A 21,237-nucleotide genomic window follows, 5' to 3' on the forward strand; every position below is an offset into this window, starting at 1 on the left:
AACTTTTACAATATCCGGCTTTTCGTCCATTAAAAATACCTCACCATTTATTTTGATGAGGTAATCATATCGCTTATTGTGGACCGAGAGAATACGGTCGGTTATTTACTGCTTACGGAGCAACAAACTCGATTTGGGCTCAGTGGTGAAATTTCTCTTAATGCTTTAGCATTTAGTGAAAGGTCGAGCTTGGAAATGCCGCGCACTTTGCGGTAGTTTCAAGTCGTGCCCACCACGTTCCAGCCCAAAATCGAGTTTGTTGCGGAGGACGACATACTTCACCAAAACTTTTTCGTAATTTAGTATTGCTAAACCACTCAGATAATCGTACAAAGGAACTAGAAACAAATCTTCTAGGAGGGATCACATGAAATTACTACACACCGCCGACTGGCACATTGGTCGGACACTAAATGGTTACTCACTTTTAAAAGAACAAAAATATGCCTTCCAACAAATTTTAAAAATTGCTTTAGAGGAACACGTTGATGGCATCGTTATCGCTGGTGACATTTACGATCGAGCCGTTCCTAACGTTGATGCTGTGACAGCTTTAAATGAGATGTTCAAAGAAATCAACATCGACAACCACCTACCGATTTATGCAATTTCTGGCAATCACGATGGAGCCAAACGTCTGAATTACGGTCGTGATTGGCTAGCTTATACCGATTTTCATCTCAACACCTTAGTCGAAGAAGCTTTCACACCAATCGAAACTTCCGAAGCACAAATTTTCATGCTGCCATACTTCGACCCAATGGACGTCCGCGCTTATTATCGCCAAAATGGCATGTCCGAAGAAGATGCCAAAAGTATCCACAGCATAACTGACGCCATGAATTTAGTTTTAAAGGATATTCAAGCAAAATTTGATCCAGCTAAGAAACATATCCTCATCACCCACTTTGCCGTGACGCCAAATAAAGATACCAAACTAGAATTAACTAGTGAGACCTCTTCAACTGTCGGTGGTTTAGCAACTTTAACTGCCGATCAATTTAAGATGTTTGATTACGTCATGATGGGCCACATTCACACCCGCTTCGCTTCCCCAAGTGAAACAATTCGCTACTCTGGTAGTCCAGTGAAATTCAATGTCAAAGAAGCCCGCCTTAAAAATAAAGGCAAAGGCGTCGATATTGTTGAAATTAGTGCTAACAAAATTACCCACACCTTCAAGGAAATCAAACCTCAAACTGATTTGATTGTTTTACAAGAAGACTGGGATACATTGATCGACCCTGTTTTTTACAAAAAACAACCACTTGAAAAAGCTTGGTTCGCTATTACAGTTAAGAACTTCGACCGCAGCAAGCACATCAACGTTCGGGCCCAATTGCAACAGATCTATGGAACGGTTGTAGAACTGGATTATGAGAACATTTATCAGGATAAACAAGTTGAAACCACTAAAAACATTAGTGATTTGAGTCCTGATGCAACAGTTGATCAGTTTTTCCACAGTATAACTGGCAATGAATTATCGGCTACTCAAAAACAGATTGTGGATAAAATTTTTGTTGATTTAGGAAGGGAGAAATAATTTTGAAACCAATTTACTTACAAATGAACTACTTTGGCCCGCACACCGATTCAATAATCGACTTCCGCAAACTGGATGAAGCACCGATTTTTCTGATTGGCGGTGACACTGGGGCCGGTAAATCAACCATCTTTGATGCAATGACTTTTGCTTTATTTGGCAGCACTACTACTGACGGTCGAGATGCTAAAGAAATGCGCAGCCAATTTGCCCCTAGTGATCAAGCAACTGAAGTCACTTTTTATTTTGAACAAGGCAACAATTTGTATCGCTTAGTTCGTCGTCCGGAACAATGGCTCAAAAGTCAGCGTGGTGGGGATAAATTGGTTAATAAAAAGCCGACCGCCAAACTGGCAATTGTGGATAAAGTTGGTGGTACAGAAATTGACAGTATCGCTACTAAACCAAGTGATGTCGGATCTTCGATTTCTGAAATTTTGAATTTATCAGCCGACCAGTTCAAAAAAATCATCCTCCTTCCACAAAATGATTTCTCCGAATTTTTAAAGTCAAAAACTGATGCTAAAGAAGCTATCCTCAAAAAAATTTTTGGTACACAACTTTACTCTGACTTTGCCACTAAATTAAAGGCACTTTATACCACTAACAAGAAGAAAAATGAGACCTTCGCCACTGATTTAGCGGCTCAATTCGATTCCACTAATTGGACCGATTCGGAAAAAGCTCAACTCGAACACGAATCCGATGAACAAAAAATTGTTCTGTTGGAAAACTTTTTGGAAAAACGTCAAACGGATTTTAAAACTGCTGAAAAACAATCTCAGGCAATTAATCAACAAGTTCAAACTGCTGATAAGAATTTACAAGCGGCCAAAGATTTGGCTAAACAATTCACTGACCTGAAATCTGCCCAAAAAGATTATCAAACTAAAATTACCGACAAAGAGTCTGACATAGCTGCTGATCAAAATCACGTTTTAGAGCTTCAATGGGCTAATAACTACAAAGATGTGCTTCGTGATTTAGACAGCAAAACTGCCGACTTACAAAAAATTACTAGTCGTAAAAATACTTTACTAACTCAAATCGAAATTTCCAAAAAAGACTATCAACTTGCCCAAAATAAAAACGCAGAACTATCAGCTCAAAAGGAACTTTTTGATCAAAAAACTACCCAAAGTAAGCAATTGGCTATCCTAATTCCCGATATTGAACGCATTGAAAGATTGCAAAAAGAAATTGCCCATCAAAAACCTGAATTAGTCGAACTAGAAAATAAACTGGCTTTGCAAGATCAAAAGTTGCAAGATGTCACGACCGAAATTGAAACTAAGAAATCATCCTTAGTCGATGGCGATAAACTACAAAAACAAAAAGACGATTTAACTACCCAAAGAAATCAATTCATTGAAACTTTGACGCCACTTGAAAATCACCAATTGGATGCTCAAAAAGAAGTCACTCGCTTGCAGAAACAATTAGACAAGTTAACGACCCAGCTGCAAGTCAAACAACAAAATCTTCAACTAGCAAAAGCTGATTTTCAAGAGAAAAAAGGTCATCGTCAAGCTCTAATGATTGCCCAACTTCAAAAAGAACTCGTCGATGGGGAACCTTGTGTCGTTTGTGGCTCCACTGATCATTCGCACATGGTCAAGACAATCGATGCTAACGAAGTCGAATTGAAAGCATCCATGGAACAAGTTGACCAATCTCAAAATAAGTTTGCCTCTGCCCAAAAAGAAGTCGAAACTTTCAATGAAAATATTCAACAAGCAACTGAGGAATTAAACACTCACCAAACTGATTTAACCAACGCTACCCAAGAGTTAGCTGATACTTATCAAAAATTGACTAGTGGATTCTCACTAACTTTCCCTACTGAATTCTCAATGAACGATTTAAAACAAGTCTTCGATAAAGAAATCGCCACACTAAGTCGGCAATTACTCACCGCTAACCAACTGGCTACTGAAATCGAGCGATTGCAACAAAACATTCAAAAAATTGTTGAACAACAAAATACATTCAAGTTGAATTTAGCTTCAAAAAAATCTGCTCTACAAGCTAATCAGGCTGACCTCAAACAAACTTTAACTAAGGTCGGTAGTGAAAACAGATCTAGCCAAGAAATTTCAAAGGAAATCACTCAGCTTGAACAAGCTGTCAAAGACTATCAAACTCAATTAGACCAAACTCAAAAGGCTGCCCAAGCTAGTCAAATCAAGTATTCCAACAATAAAACTCAAATTGACGATGTGGAAAAACAATTAGTTGAGCAAGAAAATTCCATTGCTCAATTACAAAAAGATGTCGATTCTGCCTTAACTGCTGATACTAGTAAGACTAACGACATTAAAACTTTGCGTGATTGGATTGCTGAGGTTAACGAAAATCTTCTTTCTTCCCTACAAATTAAAATTTCCAATTATCAACAGGAAAAAACTCGTCTCACTAAAGAAATTGAACAATTATCGACGGCCTTAGCTGACAAAGAACAACCTGATTTAGCCAGTCTGCAAGAAGTTCTCAACAATTTGCAAACTCAAAAGGACCAACTAATTTCACAAGTTGCTAACGCTAAGCGAACTTTTGAAGATGCTCAAAAGAACTTTAAGCGGATCAAAGAAATCGTTGCCCAACAAGGTGACTTTGCCAAGAAATTCAGTCAACTGTCTGACTTGTACAACATCGTCAACGGCCAAGGCAACAACGATAGCAAGTTGAAACTAGAAACTTATGTCGTCCAAAACTATCTGCAAAAGGTGCTCAATTATGCCAACGATCACTTCATCAATCTGCTTTCCAACAATCGTTACACGTTTGAACTTTCTGATGACCCGAGCGACAAGATGCGTGACCACGGTTTGGATATCAATATTTTTGACAATGAAACTGGCAAATCACGTTCATCTGACACATTGTCTGGTGGGGAAACTTTTATCGCCGCCCTATCAATTGCACTGTCACTCAGTGAAGTTGTCCAATCATCTTCAAATGGTGTGCAAATCGATGCTCTGTTTGTCGATGAAGGTTTTGGTTCTTTAGATGATGAAACTTTAGAAAAATCAATGACGGCCCTAGAAACTATCGGTCAAAATCGAATGGTTGGGGTTATCAGCCACATTGAATCGATGAAACAAACCATCGGCCAACAAGTTTTGATCAAGAAGCTTGGCGATGGTCGCAGTAAAGTTGAAATTATTAATAAGTGACACAAAAAGCCGCTCATTTCTGGACGACTTTTTTTATTTAAACGAGTTGTTTCACTCTCTATTTTGAAACGAGTTGCACAAGCCAGACTCAGACATATAGCTACATTTCCCAAATCACACACAAGTTCGGTGTGCAATTCGTGAAATTAGGCTATCTGTCTGAGTCTAACCGGCTTGCTCCACTCTCTACTAAAACGAGTTACGTGAGCCAATTTCTTCCGGTTTGCTACAGCCTTAGACTCGCCCGCAAAGTACGCGTGCAACTCCAAGTCTTAGGCAAATCCTCGGAAATTCCCAGGCTCACTTCACTCTCTGATTTTTACAATGGGTTAACTCCAATAAATCTCTTTTCCAAAACTCTCAAGATGGCATCGGCGGTATCGAGTGATGTGTATAGTGGTACGGAATTCAAGACGGCATTTTGTCTGATGATATAACCGTCAGATGTGTGTGTTCGCTTGTCACCGACTGTGTTAACTAATAGTTGGACTTTGTTGTGAGTGATATCGTAGATGATATCTTTATCAGTTTCACCAACTTTTGGTACTACTTTGGCTCTGATACCTAACTTATTGAAGTACTTGGCAGTTCCCTTGGTTGCGAGAACTTGGAAACCGACGTCTTCAAAGCGTTTTGCCAAACTGGAGGCTTCTTTTTTATCGGCATCGTTGACTGTGATTAAGACGTTACCGGCATCGGCGATGTGTTGATTAGTTGCTTCAAAGGCTTTGTACAAGGCTTCAGTATAGTCGACACCTGAGCCCATAACTTCACCAGTTGATTTCATTTCCGGTCCCAAGGCACTGTCGACGTCGTTTAATTTATTGAAGGAGAACGTTGGTGCTTTGACATGGATCAAACGTGATTCTGGAGCTAGTCCTGGTTCTAATCCTAAGGTATTGAAGTTAGCACCTAAGATTAATTTTGTAGCGATTCTAGCCATTTGGATGCCAGTTACCTTACTCAAGAACGGTACTGTTCGACTGGCACGTGGATTTACTTCGATGACATAAGCTTGATTGTCATGGATAACGAATTGGATATTCATAATGCCCACACAATGTAATTCTCTAGCTAGTCGTTTAGCATATTCGACGATTTGGTCTTGAACTGAATCGGGAATATTTTGGGGAGGATAAACAGCCATTGAATCTCCAGAGTGAACTCCAGAACGTTCGATATGTTCAATAATTCCTGGTAACAAGACATTTTCGCCGTCACTTAGCGCATCGATTTCACATTCACGACCAGTTAGATAACTGTCAATCAAAACTGGATGGTTGTTTGAAACGTGGACTGCTTCTTTCATGTACTTATTCAATTCTTCATCTGATTTGATGATTTCCATTGCTCGACCACCTAAAACGTAACTTGGGCGAATCAAGACTGGATAACCAATTTTTTGAGCAACTTTTAAAGCACCTGCAGCTGAAGTAGCAGTTCCTCCGATTGGTTGGGGAATTTCAAGTTTCTTGATGATTTGGTCGAATAGATCACGGTCTTCAGCACGATTGATGTCGTCAACAGAAGTACCGAGAATCTTGATGCCATTGTCTTTTAGTGGTTGAGCCAAATTGACTGATGTTTGGCCGCCAAATTGAACAATAGCGCCGACTGGTTTTTCCAAATCACAGACATTTAAAACATCTTCCAAGGTTAATGGTTCAAAGTATAGCTTGTCAGCGATTGAATAGTCAGTTGAAACTGTCTCAGGATTATTGTTGATGACAATCGCTTTGTAGCCCATTTGTTGAACGGCATTGACACAATGTACCGTTGAATAATCAAATTCGATTCCTTGACCAATTCTGATTGGACCCGATCCTAAAATCAAAACTGATTTGTCAGACATCTTTTGTGATTCATTTTCAGATTCATAAGTGCTATAGAAATAAGGTGTTTCAGCTTCAAACTCACCGGCACAAGTATCAACGGTCTTGTAAGTTGGTAAGATGTCGTTTTGCAATCTGAATGTGCGAATAATGTCTTCTGGCAGATTATTCAAGCGACCGATTGTCTTATCGGAATAGCCTAAACGTTTAGCTTCGGTAACAATTTCTTTGGTGAGTGTGCCATTAGTCAATTCTTTTTCAAAATTGATAATACGTTTCATTTTGGCTAAGAAGAATGGATTGATAGCCGTTAGTTGCTTGATTTTTTCATAGGAAACATCCCGACGCAATAATTCTGCTAAGTAGAATAAACGGTCATCTTTAGGGATTTGAACGTATTCTTCTAGTTCTTCAGTTGACTTGTCTTTGAGTGAATCCATGATGAGATCGTGTTGGTCAATTTCTAGTGAACGAACAGCCTTTTGAAGTGCTTCTTCAAAGTTGCGACCTAAAGCCATAACTTCACCAGTTGCCTTCATTTGCGTACCAATTGTTCGGTCAGCTTTTGAGAACTTATCAAATGGCCAGCGAGGAATTTTGCAAACGACGTAGTCCAAAGCAGGTTCAAACTGGGCAAAAGTCTTACCGGTGATGGGATTCGTGATTTCATCCAAGGTCAAACCGATAGCTATTTTGGCCGCGATTTTAGCGATTGAATAACCAGTTGCCTTAGAAGCTAGTGCTGAAGAACGGCTGACACGAGGGTTAACTTCGATGATGTAATAGTTGCTAGTTTTCGTATCGATAGCCAATTGCACGTTACAGCCACCTTCAATTTTTAAAGCGCGGATGATTTTGAGTGAGACGTCACGCAATTTTTGGAATTCAGCATCAGTCAGCGTTTGAATTGGTGACACAACGATTGAATCTCCAGTATGAATGCCGACGGGATCAACATTTTCCATGCCACAAACGGCCAAAGCGTTGTCATCACTATCACGCATAACTTCGAATTCGATTTCTTTGAAACCGGCGATACTTTGTTCGATCAAACATTCAGTCGATGGTGAAACTTTCAAACCACGTTCAACAATTTCTTGCAGTTCTTTAACGTTGTGGGCAACTCCGCCACCAGTTCCACCCATGGTAAAAGCAGGTCTGACGATGACAGGAAAGCCAATTTCATCAGTAAATTCTTTAGCATCTTGGTATGTATAAGCAGTCTTTGAAGCAGGAATTGGTTCGTGGAGGCGGTTCATTAATTCCTTGAACTCTTCACGATCCTCGGCTTCATTGATGGTATTTAATTTAGTTCCAATAATTTCAATATCTAGTTGATCCAAAATACCTGATTTTTGTAATTGAACGGCCATGTTTAAACCAGTTTGACCGCCAAGGGTTGGTAAAATTGCATCGGGATGTTCTTTAACTAGTACTTTCTCGACAAATTCAAGTGTGATTGGTTCAATGTATACTTTATCCGCAATGTGTTTGTCCGTCATGATGGTTGCGGGGTTGGAGTTGATCAAAACAACTTCGTAACCTTCCTCCTTCAAGGCTAAACAAGCTTGGGTACCGGAATAATCGAATTCAGCGGCTTGTCCAATGATGATAGGACCTGAACCGATGATCATAATTTTTTTAAGGTCTGTTCTCTTTGGCATAATTTGTTCCTCCAGCTATTTGTTTAGTCTTTCAATGAATTTATCGAAAATGAAGTCGGCGTCGTGTGGTCCGGGCATGGCATCAGGATGGAATTGAACTGAAAAGGCGTTGTATTTCTTGTGTTCTACCCCTTCAACGGTTTGGTCGTTCAATTCAACTTGGGTAATTTTCAAATCTGTTTGGGCAACTGAATCTGGATCAACAGCATAACCGTGATTTTGAGAAGTGAAGTAAATCTTACCAGTTTCCAAGTCTTTTACAGGATGATTGAAACCACGGTGTCCGAATTTCATCTTGAAAGTTTTCGCACCGTTAGCTAGACATAACAATTGATGTCCCATACAAATTCCAAAGACTGGATACTCTTTTTCTAGTTCAACGATATTTCCTAAAATATCCGTGTGGTCGATTGGATCTCCAGGGCCATTACTCAATAAAATTCCATCTGGTTTAAGATTTTCAATATCAGCGACGGCTGTATTACCAGGTACGACGGTCACTTTTAGCCCGCGCTTTTGTAATTCGTCGACAATACTCTTTTTGTAGCCATAATCTAGCATGACAACATGCTTGCCACTGCCTTCAAAAGTTTGTTTAGTTGGTGTGACACTTTTTTCGAGTTGTTTGGCATCTAATTTCCACGAAGAGATTTCATCGATCAAACCGGCGTTTAAACTATCGACGATGGCAGCTTTCAAAGCTCCAGCTTTACGAATTTTCAAGGTGATCGCACGGGTATCAATGTCGTAAATTCCGGGGATATTCTCTTGTTTGAGGAATTCATCGATGGTCATTTCACTTTGATAGTTACCGACTGTTTCACAAATTTCTCGGGCCAAAACGCCTTTGATATACGATTTTGGTGACTCGTCGAACTTCTTAGCAATGCCGTAATTTCCAATCATTGGTGTACAGAAATTGATGATCTGGCCGTTATAAGATTGGTCGGTGATGGCTTCTTGATAGCCGGTCATCCCCGTAGTGAACACAAGCTCACCGATTGTTTCGACGTCACTTCCGAACGCTTTACCTTCAAAATAAGTTCCATCTTCAAAAACTAGATATCTTTTCATAATATTCTCCAAACTTTCGAAATATTTGATATAGAAAAAGGGATGCTTATCCAGCATCCCTCAAGTTTTGTCTTAGATTGATTATTAGACTGAACCTTTGAGACCTCACTGGATCCAATTAAAAATTCAAGATATAAAAAAACTTCCCTTGCCAGTGTGACAAAGAAAGTTAGTTGGGGTTTCCCCATAAGCGATTACACTTTCCAAGTCTCACTGGACTTAATTAAAAGTTGTTGAACTTATAATACAGGCAACTGCATTTTTCGTCAATAGGGTTATTTTAGAAAAATGTGTTCCCGATGGTACTGTAAATATTTCTTATTAGGTGAATATTGGTAATTCATGTGAATTTTTCTATTCTGATATTTATTTAATAATTTATTGATTTCACTATCTGGTGAACTAACCGGCGATATAACGATATGACCGTTATCATTGAAGGTAAAATAACCTTCTGTAAAAGCCTGAGCAAGTTTTTTTGTGAAACAAATACCGTTACGTGGGTCGAGACGAATTTCTTTATCTTTTTCCCAAGGTACTATTCTGGTAGCAACGAGCTCATCTTCATTTACTGGTCCTGCAACGGCGGATTTATAACGGTAGTTGAATTTCACTTTGTCCGCGAAAAATTTTTGAACGGCAGCATAAGTTTTAACCCCTTTGACTTCATCATTGATAAAGTAAAGTTCATTTTTCTCCGCTTGGTAACATTTCACGGCAATTTCTTCTTCCTTTTCAGAAAGTTGCAGTAAATTAGACATCTCGACTTGTCGATTTAATAATCCGAAATAATCTTTTTTATTTATTTGAGTAATGCCATTCATGTTAAAGAAGTTCGACCACTTACCCTTAAACTTACGGAAAGTCCAATCAAAGGTGCGGAGGTTTTGTTTCATCAGACGATGTGAGAAGAGATAAGGCCGTTTTATTGTCACAATATCGTTGCCAGTCCTTGGATCCTGTCCGACAACTTCGCCAAATTCACCGGCTCCATACAAATAAAATTCATTTCCCCACTCCGAAGCACTACCAGAACGGCGATAAATTATTCGGTCTCCTTCGTGTAGTTGGTTATTGTTGCGGTTTTGATAGCTATAGTATTTGAAATCTACATCATTATGTTCGGGACTGGAGCTAGAATCGATGATGAAGTAGTTAGTTTGGGAGTTCTTATTTTGACTCATAAAATTCACTTCCTCTACTTTTCATTGTACATCATGCTTCTGATATACTTGTCTAGAACAATTACTAATCGGAAGTGAAACAAATGGACACGAATTTTGAAATCAGCCAGGGACTCAATTTTGGTTTTATCGACAATTCAACGCAATCATTAGCTCGTTACCAACCAGCCTTGATCACCAACCAAAATGGAACAGTTCTTGACACTTTAGAAGATGAGTTGAGAAACTCTGAATCATTTACAATTGCAGTCGCCTTCATTACTTTGGGCGGCTTATTAGATTTGAAAAGCACTTTAGCTGACCTGGCGATTCACGGTGTCCATGGAAAACTTATCACTTCAACTTACTTAGGTTTCAACAATCCTAAAGTATTTGAAGATTTACTACAAATTCCTAATCTTGATGTCAAAATCCTAGAACAATCTGGATTTCATACGAAGGCCTATTATTTTAAGCACAAAAATTTTGAAAGTGCCTTAATTGGCAGCTCTAATTTAACTCAAAATGCACTAAAAAAGAATTTTGAATGGAATTTACGAATCACTTCGACTGAACGTGGTGACGTGATTCAAGACATCAAAAATAAACTAGCTCAGCTTTGGCAACAAGCTACTCCGCTAACTCAATCATGGATCGACGATTATGCCAAAGACTGGCAGCCAAATTATTCAACTTTTCGAGCTAAGAAGAGTAATAAATCGCATAAAATTGTTCCTAACCAGATGCAAGAAGCTGCACTAGAGGCCTTGAAAAATTTACGCAATCAAGAACATGCTAAAAAAGGCTTAGTCGTTGCGGCTACTGGAACTGGTAAAACTTATTTAGCCGCTTTTGATGTTCAGCAATTTCAACCGAAAAGATTATTATTTGTAGTTCACCGCGAACAGATTTTGCGCAAAGCAATGGCCAGTTTTAAAGAAGTTTTAGGTGGTCCCGACAGTGATTACGGAATTCTCAGTGGCACTCAAAAAGAAATGACCGCACGCTTTATCTTTGCGACGGTCAATATGGTTTCGAAAAAGTCTATTCGTGAACAACTGGGAGCACAAGCTTTTGACTACATTATCATCGACGAAGCTCATCGGGTCAGCCAAAATCAATTGGGTGAAAAAGAGTCAATGTACCAGCGCTTGATGAATTTTTACAAGCCTGAGTTTATGCTTGGCATGACCGCCACTCCTGAACGAACTGACGGAACCAACGTCTACAAATATTTCGACTATCATTTAGCTTATGAAATTTCATTACTTGATTCATTGGACAACAATTTGCTTGTTCCCTTTCACTACATTGGCGTGATCGACTACGAAAAAGACGGTGAAGTTATCGACGACAAAACTAGTTTGAAACACTTAGTGTCCGACGAACGGGTCAACTATATCATCGACAAAACTAATTACTATGGTCCAAGAAATGCGGACGTACATGGTTTGATCTTCGTTAGTCGGATCGTTGAAGGACAGGAATTAGCTGTCAAGCTTAGCAATAAAGGTATCAACGCTCAATTTGTTTCCGCTGAAGATACAGTTGAAAGTCGTGAACAAGCCGTTCGCAAATTAACTGACGGTAAATTGCAATACATCATTACCGTCGATATTTTTAACGAAGGTGTCGACATCCCGATTCTCAATCAAATCATCATGATGCGACCTACAAAATCCAGCATCATTTTTCTCCAACAATTAGGACGCGGACTCCGCAAATTTCCCCACAAAGATTTTGTTACCGTATTAGATTTCATTGGTAATTATGATGAAAATTATTTGATTCCAATGGCTTTTGACCGCACACATACTAGTAACAAAGAGAAGATCATCAAACAAATTGTCAGCCCTAATATCTCCGGCGTTTCTACAATTAATTTTGAAGAAATCGCTCGCAATCGTATCCTAGACGCCGTTTCAAAAGCTCGTCTAAATGACATGAGTCGCCTCAAAACCGCTTATCAAAGTCTTAAAGACAAAATCGGCCAACGTTCACCAATGTTATTGGACTTTGCTCAAAAAGGCAGCGTTGACGTACCCGATATTATCGAGAAATTCAAAACTATTTACGATATGCAAAATAAATTTGAATCCGACCAATCAAAGTTACTTACTAAAGAACAACATTCATATCTAAAATTTATCTCCGCAGAGATCACCGTCTCCAAACGCCCAGTTGAAGCGTGGATTTTGAAAAAATTATTGACCAAGGACCGCTTAACCGACAAGCAAATTCTATCCTCACTTCAAGCCAAAAGCATTTTTTGCGATGAAGAAACTCTGACTAATGTGGCTTCCGTGTTAGACTTCACCTATTTCTCCAAAGTAAAACAAAAGAAATACGGCCATATCTCATTAACCAATCACGCCAACCACGACTGGCAATTCTCTTCAGAATTCAAGCAAATGTTACAGTCAGCAACGTTTAAAAAATATTTTGAAGATGCCTTAGATGCAAAACTCTTCGACGTCCAACAAAATCCAGCAATCTATTACAATCGATTCACCATCGGTGAAAAATACTTCCGTTCAGATATTATCAAAATGTTGAACTGGGAACACGAACCCAATTACATAAATATCGGTGGCTATGGACTAAGAGAAGATGGTCGTTTCCTACCAGTCTTCATTTCCTTAAAGAAAACTGAGCAGATTCAAAATAAGATAGTCTACAAAAACACCTTCCTAGACCGCTCAACTTTACCGCTGTTCTCTAAAAGCGGACGTTCAACTTCCAGTACCACTGAACGTGAAATTCTAGAACATAAAAGTTTCGGGATGATCCAATTATTCGTAAGAAAATCCAACAACAATAGAATTGATGGCAAAGATTTCTACTACCTGGGCTCAGCAAAGATTCTCACCGCAAAAGATATCGTAGAAGAAAATACCGACGGCAAACCAACCAAACTAGTTGAATTTACCCTTCGTTTGGAACACGAATTGGATTTAGGTTTGTATCATTTTTTGACTGAAGGATCGTAAACATCCACCCTAGGAGAGTTCCACACCACACACCCCCTTAGCAAAGAACTGCCAATCGCTATCTGTTATATTTTATTTCTTGAACGGATCAATATATTCTCTTTTACTTATACTGTCTCTAAATTTATCTTCTGTTTCTTACTCTCTTATATATTTCGCTCTAGTCTTCTGACATAAGCCGACAGCATTAACAAAAAATCCTTTCGATCAAAGGTTCCTATTCCCATAATTACATTTCAAATTAGCATGTCTCTCGTGAATTATTGCTGCAAACACGACCCCATAAAAAAATATATTCTGAATCCGCTCTATTCCAATAACAGCATATTGCACTAATATAATCTTTTAATACTATTTATATATTTTAGTAATTGCCCTTGCTATTTTCTCACTTAAAATCGGAGGAACCGCATTTCCTATTTGCTTATATGCCTCAGTTCTAGACGTTTCAAAATAAAAATCATCTGAAAATCCTTGAATTCTAGCTGCCTCTCTAACCGTTATAGATCTATTTTGATTGATATCAGGATGAATATAATGGTGCCCATCCTTGGCTATATGAGCGACTATGGTGTACGATGGCTTTTCCCATGACAAAGACTTATAACGATCCAAAAACTTATCCGTATGTTTGTGCGTCTGTAATTTTGGATCTAATTCATCGTAAGTTAAATTTTTACCATGATTCTTTGCATTCACAACCAATCTATATATCTTTAAATCATTTTCATTATTCGGTCTAGCAATATTTAACGTCAAAGGAATATTTTTATCTCTTCTATAGTGTTTACTGATATATTTATTTTCAGATTTTGTATATTCATTATTTATTTGACCAGCATTTAAAAATGGCATATCTGCTAATGCAGTTTTTAAATCTACCGACTGTTCCTTTTGACCATTAAGATATATAAAGAAATTATCAATATTTTTTTTCTCTCTAATAGGCGTGCCAAATATTATTATTCTCTCTCTAGTTTGAGGAACTCCAAACTCAGCTGTATTAACGATATTAAATTTAAAATCATATCCTACCTCATTAAATTCTTTTTTCATTTTTGGCAAAAGTAACCGGTCATCACTATCTTTAAATGATAATAGGCCCTTAACATTCTCAAAAACAAAAAAACTAGGTCTATATCGTTTTAAAAAAGCTATGTAGTATCTATACAAGTAAATACGCTTATCAGTTTTTTTCTTATACGCATTTCTGGCCCGCCCTATAGTAGAATACGCTTGACATGGTGGGCCTCCAATCACACCTGAAATCTTTCCATTCACTGATGTGTCGATTTCTTTAAAAATATACTCTAAATTTCTCTCATTTATTTCTTCATTGATGGTATTATCTAAAATCCTTTTAGGAATATTACTATTCAAATCATCAACAGATAAATTATCATTGAGAAATTCATAATATAATTTACTTTTTTTGTTTCTTTTTAAGTAATAATATATATCCCTTAATCTTAAGGTTTCACTTGCAGATTCATCCATTTCAACATGCTTTATAATTTTAAAATTTGAATTTCTGAATCCCTCAGTTAGCCCTCCAGCACCAGAAAAAAGATCAATAATTTTTAATTTCATATTTTAATTCCTTTACTGTCCTAAAATAGTTCTCAAAGCTGAACTAATATTCAAAAAAACTATTATATTTTGCTCTAAAGATTTAAGATTATCAGGATTAATAGCATGTTCCGGATCATGTGATCCTAGATTAGTCCTATCCAATTTTTCTTTAAACTTGGAACCACTCTTTTTAAAATCATCTGTATATGTCAACAGATTAAAAAGATTATTTGCTTCATTATTTGATAAATTCATTCCTTTTAGAATTTTTCTTCTTATATTTTCTTCTAATGCAAAATTGACTATATCTTCTACGCCATTTAATCCAGATCGCACTTTTTCAATTTTTATGCCTTTAGTTATAGATTGATTTGCTGTAATCACTTTTCTGACTTCAATTTCAATTAATGGTCGCATAGCGCTGGAAACCACATAATCAAATTTACCATCAATCCACAAAATATTTATCTGTTCAATTAAATTAATAGTAACATCATTACTGTCTTCTGATTGAAATTTATAATATTTATTTTCGGTTAATGGAAAGAGTTCTTTTCTAGAGGCCAAACCTTTGGCTGGATCAAATATATTCAAATTAAGAATATCTGTTGCCTCTTTATCAGCGGTTCTAATCGTAATTTTTATCTCATGAGGTACACTTTGGGATTGTAAATTATTATTAGCCAACTTTTCGCCAAAACATATATATTCCAAATTATTAGATTGTACTCTTTCTCCATTACCATTAACACCATATTCAACAAATTCAGTAACATCAATATTCTTATTAATAGGTGCCTTTTGTGGCTTCTTTTTGAAAACTATTTTCGGTTTCTCATTATTGTGCTGTTTACTAGCTTGATCTCCAACGCCACCTTTTTCTTTATTACTATCTTTAATATTTCCACTTTTATTGACCATTTCTTTTTCATTATTTATTTTTTTATCGTTTTTTTGGTCATTTTTTGATTTTAAAAATCTTTTTTGAGGCTCATCTATGTCATCAGATATCGCTTCTTTTTTATTAACTCCCGCATTTCTTTTTAGGATACTAATTAATCCAGTTCCAACATTTTTTCTTTCTTTATTAATTTCTTCAATTAATTGAAGAATCAACTTTTTAAATACTAAAAAATTCCTTGTGTTTTTCTTTAATCCCTCCCTATTAGTGGTTTCTCGTAATATGTATTCGGATTCCTTAGATAATTCTATGATTCCAACCGTTTGCTTATTAGACATCTTACTTGACTCATTTCTAGAGGAGTTTTCCAATTCCAGCCAATCGTTGGATCCAAATCCAAATATTTTAAATTCGTTTCTATATATATTAAATCCTAAAGAATATGACAAGAACCTCTTTCTAATATCACTTCTCTTAAGACTACCAACTTTTTCGTATAAGTTCGACACATTTGGAACTTTAGGAGAATAGAAATGGTATACTTTCAAAGATAAATCACCAAAGTGCTTAATAATGTTTATATTATCATCACTATTAATAAATTTATTCAGTTTATCAGATACTTCATTACTTAATAATTCTTCTTCATCACCTAGGCCAACATTTACTACCTTTTTTAGTTTCAAGTCTTTATTTTTATCAGAACACAGTGTAAAGTTTGCTCTTAAGGTTGAATACTTGATTCCCTCCTCGAAAGGAATCAGATTTTCCTGACTTCCTTCATTTGAAATGATTTTAATCTTGATGGAACTATCCAACACTAAATTTTCAAGGTCTCTTCTTATTAGAGCCGTATCAATTATTTCTGGAATAATATCTGTGATTATTATCTCTGTACCACTTTCTTCGCCTTCACTATTAGGAGAAACACTTATGGGCACCCTATAACTTTCTACATTACTTACACTAGATAAATCATTACTGTTCAATTCAAAGATTTGTATTCTTTTTTCTGTTACAGTTTTAACTTTTAAACGCTTTCCCAATGCAAATAGAGTAAATCGTCCTATTCCTTTTCCACCGAGCATATCATGATTTCCCTTTTTAACACTTGTCCCCGCGATAAACCAAGTATCTTTTAAACTACTTATCCCATTTCCATCATCCTTTATTACAATTTTTTTTGGAAAATTACCAAAATCAATTACCACCTCAGATGCCCCTGCATCTTTTGCATTCTTTATTTGTTCAGATAACACAACTGAGTAGTTTTCTGTAAGGTCTCTACCCAAAACTTCAGTAATAATATTTGGTGCAAATGAAAAGGTTTCTTCTTTTTCTAAATCCATTATATATCCCCCCTATTTTAATCTAGTATTCCTAACCAAATTATACTTTATAATCTAAAGGTCGAAAGCACAAAAATGAACCTAAACGCCATGACTGTTGAAGTAAGACAATTAAATATAGAATTTTTGATATTACGAAGCATTATCTAAGAGTCTGATAAGGCCACTAGGTAATGCTTTTATAAATTCATTGAAAATCATATCCAATACGGTGGAATCCATGGCCAGTTTTCTAGCTAGACCATTAATACTCTTCTTTAACCAATTAAGTGCATTCGTAATATCGATATTAAGCAAGTTTCCTCCATAGTCGTAAAAGATGTCTCCGAGCGTTCGCTCGTCAATATTTTTCCTTTGACTTAGAGCCAGAATGTCATATGCAAGTGAAACGACAGCCATATGACCACACAAATCCATCATAACTTTGAATCTGTGTTTTATCGAATTGAAGGTATTGTTTAGCTACTTTAAAATAACTCTCAATTTGCCAACATCTTCCATACATTTGAACGATTTGATCATATCTTAAATTCATTTTAGTAGTACCCAGAACCAAATAATTATCTTTATCTCCACGTTTAGTTACAAAAACTAACTTAACCGGAATATCATGACCGTCAACGTTAAAGATAACTACTGAACTATAAAGGTATTTCTCTTTTGACGACCATTTACTTCGACAAAGGATGTCATAAAGTATTTTTACATTCATAAGACGACCGCAATAGCGGAAGTAAACCTTTTCAGTTTTCTTTGACATTCCAATACCGTGGAGGTCACGTTTGAGCAATTCTGAAAATATATGTGGACATGAATACTCCTTTGTATGTTTGGTTTTGGCGACTTAATTATACAGGCGTGAGTGATTTCATGTCTATTTTTATACAATAAAACCCCGGCAAGCCGGGGTTATTTTTTAATATATTTATCTTTCAACCTTTAGATATCCAAGGTTAATTGACCTTGTTTATTTAGCACCTTTTCTCTATTACGTTTGTATAATTGAGGAAAATCAACTTCAGACGTATTCTTGTATTTTGAATATCGAAAACCTTTGTAAATTCTATCATGTTTATTTTCCATATCATTCTTGATAGCTTTTCCTATTGCTTCACCTAATTTTATTGGAACAGCGTTCCCTATCTGTTTGTAAACCTCCGTTATGCTTCCACAAAATAGCCAATCATCTGGAAAACCTTGAATCCTAGAATATTCTTCTATTGACAAAGGTCTCATTTTTGTAGGGTGAACTAAATCTGTTGCTGGCATAGTGGGGACAGTGACTAGTGTAGGACTTGGTTCAGAGTATGACAATCTTCGTAAAAAACCAGTTTTACCTCCACCCATATAAAATTTTTTGCCCATTGCTTCTTTTTGTTCATCAATCGAAAGTGATTTCCAATTCCCACCCTCAGGAATTTTTTTTAACCACTTTTTCCTTTTATCAGGTAATTTTGCATAATGCATTGTTTTATCTTGAATATCTCCGATAGCGGAGCCTAATGTTCTCCATTTTGGTAACCCATAATCTCCATTTTCAGAATTAGTTGGGGTCAAATAGGGAACCTTTTTTTTACCTAATTTGGCAATTATTACAAATCTTTCTCTTTTTTGAGGTGCACCAAAATTAGCAGCGTTGTATAAATTAAAAGAAACACTATATCCAAATGACTTCAATTTACTCATAGCATAATATAACGCTCCCCCTTTAACTGGTTCTCCATTGGTATCATCCAATATTGCCGGAGTTGTCTGAAGTCCTCTTACATTTTCAATAATGGCATATGTTGGCTTCAATTCACCTATTATTTCAATATACTTAATAAATACATTACCACGAGAATCTTCAAAACCCTTTCTTTTCCCCGCTGTTGAAAAAGCTTGACAGGGTGGGCCGCCAAATATAACATCTATTTTTCTATTCTCTGGAATCCCTGCAAACCTCTTTATCTCATCACCTGAGTAACTCCATATATCGCCTATTAATCCTATATCTTCATTGTTAGCTAAGATCGTAGCTCTTGCTTCCTTATTTATTTCACTTGCCAACAGTGGAGAAAAGCCTTCTCTAGACATTCCAATATCCAATCCCATGGCTCCCGTAAAGAACGAAAGTGATATGACATGAGGAAGATTTTTATTTTTCCTTCTTCTATCACTAGGATTAACCACAAAACGTTCTTTTTTAATAAATTTATTTAAATCATCTTGGGTAGTAAACCAACTATTTCCTTCTCTCAATGCAGATATTCTTCCTGATTTCATTAACCTTCTAGTATATTGGGTAGAAATTTCTAACTTCTTTGCAACATCATCCACACTTAAAAGCATAGTTCCCTCCGTGAAACTTTTATTAGACCCGTAAATAGTACCATACTCTTGTTTCATAATCTATAATTTGATACTATCAATTGGAAAGTTAGTGGAAGTGATTACAATGGCTATTAAGAAATTTAACGTAAATGATTATTTAATTACAAATAAAAATGTCGACAACAAAATAATATCCGAATGTTTTAATTCTGCAAAAAAAAATATACTAAAAGAGTATAGTGGGAAGCAAAATATAGGCGATTATATATCTAAAGCTGAGAAACTTTTTAAGTTTGCTTTAGAAAACGATCCTGCCTTGTTTACACCATTACCAATAGCAAAAAAGGAGATAGATAATGAAGTTTATTTCTATTTCTATAAATGGTTAAATAGATTCTTACTTAATAGGTACAGTTCTAATTTAAAAAAGCCCTTGAAAACTTCTGGGGAACGTGATAATGCTCTAATAACTAGAGTTAACGCCACTATGAGTAAAGCATCTGATAAAGACAAGAAAAACTTTTTGTTGGGACATTTTTTATACATGAGTGCTGAAAATTCAAATGGTGGTATTTTAGAAGAATACTTAGCTTCTATTTTAGAGCCTAGAAATTGGATATGGTGTTCAGGTGAATCTTATACAGCTGTTGATTTTTGCTACATAAAAGATAAGGACAATGTGAAGTTACTGCAAATAAAGAACAAATATAATACCGAAAACAGCTCGAGTTCAAAAATCAGGACTGGTACAAAAATAATTAAGTGGTATCGCTTGGGTAAACCTAAAGCTAGTAATAAATTTGAGCCCATTCCTAATTGGGATGAACTAATTGAACTAATAAACGCAAATGATGAACTTCGTCAATTACTAAACGAAAAATCATATCAAAACTTTATTGAAAGAAATTCTATTCTCACATTGAAAAATAAATAGTATGGCCAGATTGATTTTAAATGTGATACTTATATAATAATCATCATTGTGTCTAAATTATAAATGGATTAATGAGGGGATTTGAGTATGAATATCTTTCTACAGGGTTTGACTATGGGATTCGCTATTGAGGCGCCTATTGGTTTGGCAAACTTATTTGTCATCAACAATGCATTAACGCAATCACGCAAACGTTCGTACGTCGCGGCTTTTTTTGTAGCGTTCTTCGATATTGCTTTATCCGTGGCTTGCTTCTTTGGTATTGGGGCCATCATGAAACGGTTCGAATGGCTGAAATTGGCCATTTTACTTTTCGGGAGCTTGATTGTCGTTTATATGGGAACTAACTTATTTCGTGCGGAAACAACGGAAATTGGCAGTAAGGACACCGAATTGACGATGTTTAAGACCATTTCGACCGCTTTTGTCATGATCTGGTTCAATCCACAAGCAATCATCGACGGCTCACTGATGTTGGGGGCTTTTCAAGTCACATTGCCAGTGAGTGGTTACTCAATTTTTATCAGCGGAGTTGCTTTGGCTTCACTGACTTGGTTTATCGGCTTAAATCTAGTCATCGCCAAATTCAAAGATAAGTTTAACGCTCGAGTTTTGCGCATCATCAACATGGTTTGCGGGGCGGTTATTATTCTTTATGGTTTGAAATTGTTTTATAACTTTGTAATCTTATTGATCCACTAAAAAAAGGAATCACACAACAAT

At 36.5% G+C, this 21,237-nt stretch carries 13 protein-coding genes and 1 pseudogene; 5 read left to right on the forward strand and 9 right to left on the reverse strand.

The window, feature by feature from the left end:
- Positions 1-367: 367 nt before the first annotated feature.
- Together EGT49_RS09875 and EGT49_RS09880 are read left to right on the forward strand one after the other, a co-directional pair.
- Positions 368-1,546: an exonuclease SbcCD subunit D gene (locus EGT49_RS09875; protein WP_135373889.1), complete on the forward strand. Its 1,179-nt coding sequence runs from the start codon at positions 368-370 to the stop codon at positions 1,544-1,546.
- 2 nt (positions 1,547-1,548) lie between these two features.
- Positions 1,549-4,722 (forward strand): AAA family ATPase, encoded by a 3,174-nt coding sequence (locus tag EGT49_RS09880; RefSeq protein WP_135373891.1) that lies wholly within the window; start codon positions 1,549-1,551, stop codon positions 4,720-4,722.
- Between the two features lie 319 nt (positions 4,723-5,041).
- On the opposite strand, the gene carB is transcribed toward EGT49_RS09880, so the two are convergent.
- The 3 genes from carB to EGT49_RS09895 all read right to left on the reverse strand — a co-directional run bounded on the left by carB (position 5,042) and on the right by EGT49_RS09895 (position 10,476).
- The gene (gene carB / locus EGT49_RS09885; protein WP_135373893.1) at positions 5,042-8,218 is read right to left on the reverse strand and encodes a carbamoyl-phosphate synthase large subunit; all 3,177 of its coding nucleotides are present in this window, start codon (positions 8,216-8,218) and stop codon (positions 5,042-5,044) included.
- A gap of 15 nt (positions 8,219-8,233) precedes the next feature.
- Positions 8,234-9,292 carry a carbamoyl phosphate synthase small subunit gene (locus EGT49_RS09890; RefSeq protein ID WP_135373895.1) on the reverse strand — a complete coding sequence of 353 codons (1,059 nt, stop codon included), beginning with the start codon at positions 9,290-9,292 and terminating at the stop codon, positions 8,234-8,236.
- A 275-nt stretch (positions 9,293-9,567) separates the two neighbouring features.
- Positions 9,568-10,476: a hypothetical protein gene (locus EGT49_RS09895; protein ID WP_135373897.1), complete on the reverse strand. Its 909-nt coding sequence runs from the start codon at positions 10,474-10,476 to the stop codon at positions 9,568-9,570.
- An 83-nt stretch (positions 10,477-10,559) separates the two neighbouring features.
- Here EGT49_RS09895 and EGT49_RS09900 point away from each other — a divergent pair, with 83 nt between their 5' ends.
- Positions 10,560-13,445 carry a DEAD/DEAH box helicase gene (locus EGT49_RS09900; RefSeq protein WP_135373899.1) on the forward strand — a complete coding sequence of 962 codons (2,886 nt, stop codon included), beginning with the start codon at positions 10,560-10,562 and terminating at the stop codon, positions 13,443-13,445.
- Positions 13,446-13,517: 72 nt separating this feature from the next.
- Here EGT49_RS09900 and EGT49_RS12785 read toward each other — a convergent pair.
- The 6 genes and pseudogenes from EGT49_RS12785 to EGT49_RS09930 form a co-directional block, all read right to left on the reverse strand.
- Positions 13,518-13,715 (reverse strand): annotated as a pseudogene (locus EGT49_RS12785) (IS200/IS605 family transposase); the annotation flags it as partial.
- Between the two features lie 81 nt (positions 13,716-13,796).
- Complete coding sequence (locus EGT49_RS09910; protein WP_135373901.1) at positions 13,797-15,035, reverse strand: DNA cytosine methyltransferase; 1,239 nt, start codon at positions 15,033-15,035, stop codon at positions 13,797-13,799.
- A gap of 12 nt (positions 15,036-15,047) precedes the next feature.
- Positions 15,048-17,267 (reverse strand): ATP-binding protein, encoded by a 2,220-nt coding sequence (locus tag EGT49_RS09915; protein ID WP_135373903.1) that lies wholly within the window; start codon positions 17,265-17,267, stop codon positions 15,048-15,050.
- 132 nt (positions 17,268-17,399) lie between these two features.
- Positions 17,400-17,666, reverse strand: coding sequence for a hypothetical protein (locus EGT49_RS09920; protein ID WP_135373905.1), 267 nt, complete (start codon positions 17,664-17,666; stop codon positions 17,400-17,402).
- The gene (locus tag EGT49_RS09925) at positions 17,641-17,979 is read right to left on the reverse strand and encodes a transposase (protein WP_167849822.1); all 339 of its coding nucleotides are present in this window, start codon (positions 17,977-17,979) and stop codon (positions 17,641-17,643) included. The genes EGT49_RS09920 and EGT49_RS09925 overlap by 26 nt, the downstream gene beginning before the upstream one ends.
- A gap of 227 nt (positions 17,980-18,206) precedes the next feature.
- Positions 18,207-19,598 (reverse strand): DNA cytosine methyltransferase, encoded by a 1,392-nt coding sequence (locus tag EGT49_RS09930; protein ID WP_135373909.1) that lies wholly within the window; start codon positions 19,596-19,598, stop codon positions 18,207-18,209.
- 106 nt (positions 19,599-19,704) lie between these two features.
- Between EGT49_RS09930 and EGT49_RS12560 the strand changes: the two genes are divergently transcribed.
- The gene (locus tag EGT49_RS12560) at positions 19,705-20,514 is read left to right on the forward strand and encodes a SinI family restriction endonuclease (RefSeq protein ID WP_218960996.1); all 810 of its coding nucleotides are present in this window, start codon (positions 19,705-19,707) and stop codon (positions 20,512-20,514) included.
- Positions 20,515-20,601: 87 nt separating this feature from the next.
- Complete coding sequence (locus tag EGT49_RS09940) at positions 20,602-21,216, forward strand: LysE/ArgO family amino acid transporter (protein WP_135373912.1); 615 nt, start codon at positions 20,602-20,604, stop codon at positions 21,214-21,216.
- The last annotated feature ends 21 nt before the right edge of the window (positions 21,217-21,237 follow it).

The organism is Companilactobacillus suantsaicola, from assembly GCF_004745525.1.
In the GTDB taxonomy this organism is placed as follows: domain Bacteria; phylum Bacillota; class Bacilli; order Lactobacillales; family Lactobacillaceae; genus Companilactobacillus; species Companilactobacillus suantsaicola.

Bases quoted from the DNA above. Each gene is read 5' to 3' on its own strand.
- EGT49_RS09875 (WP_135373889.1), top strand. From the start codon at position 368: ATGAAATTACTACACACCGCCGACTGGCACATTGGTCGGACACTAAAT.
- carB (WP_135373893.1), bottom strand. From the start codon at position 8,218: ATGCCAAAGAGAACAGACCTTAAAAAAATTATGATCATCGGTTCAGGT.
- EGT49_RS09890 (WP_135373895.1), bottom strand. From the start codon at position 9,292: ATGAAAAGATATCTAGTTTTTGAAGATGGAACTTATTTTGAAGGTAAA.
- EGT49_RS09895 (WP_135373897.1), bottom strand. From the start codon at position 10,476: ATGAGTCAAAATAAGAACTCCCAAACTAACTACTTCATCATCGATTCT.
- EGT49_RS09900 (WP_135373899.1), top strand. From the start codon at position 10,560: ATGGACACGAATTTTGAAATCAGCCAGGGACTCAATTTTGGTTTTATC.
- EGT49_RS09910 (WP_135373901.1), bottom strand. From the start codon at position 15,035: ATGAAATTAAAAATTATTGATCTTTTTTCTGGTGCTGGAGGGCTAACT.
- EGT49_RS09915 (WP_135373903.1), bottom strand. From the start codon at position 17,267: ATGGATTTAGAAAAAGAAGAAACCTTTTCATTTGCACCAAATATTATT.
- EGT49_RS09920 (WP_135373905.1), bottom strand. From the start codon at position 17,666: ATGGCTGTCGTTTCACTTGCATATGACATTCTGGCTCTAAGTCAAAGG.
- EGT49_RS09925 (WP_167849822.1), bottom strand. From the start codon at position 17,979: ATGAATGTAAAAATACTTTATGACATCCTTTGTCGAAGTAAATGGTCG.
- EGT49_RS09930 (WP_135373909.1), bottom strand. From the start codon at position 19,598: ATGCTTTTAAGTGTGGATGATGTTGCAAAGAAGTTAGAAATTTCTACC.
- EGT49_RS12560 (WP_218960996.1), top strand. From the start codon at position 19,705: ATGGCTATTAAGAAATTTAACGTAAATGATTATTTAATTACAAATAAA.
- EGT49_RS09940 (WP_135373912.1), top strand. From the start codon at position 20,602: ATGAATATCTTTCTACAGGGTTTGACTATGGGATTCGCTATTGAGGCG.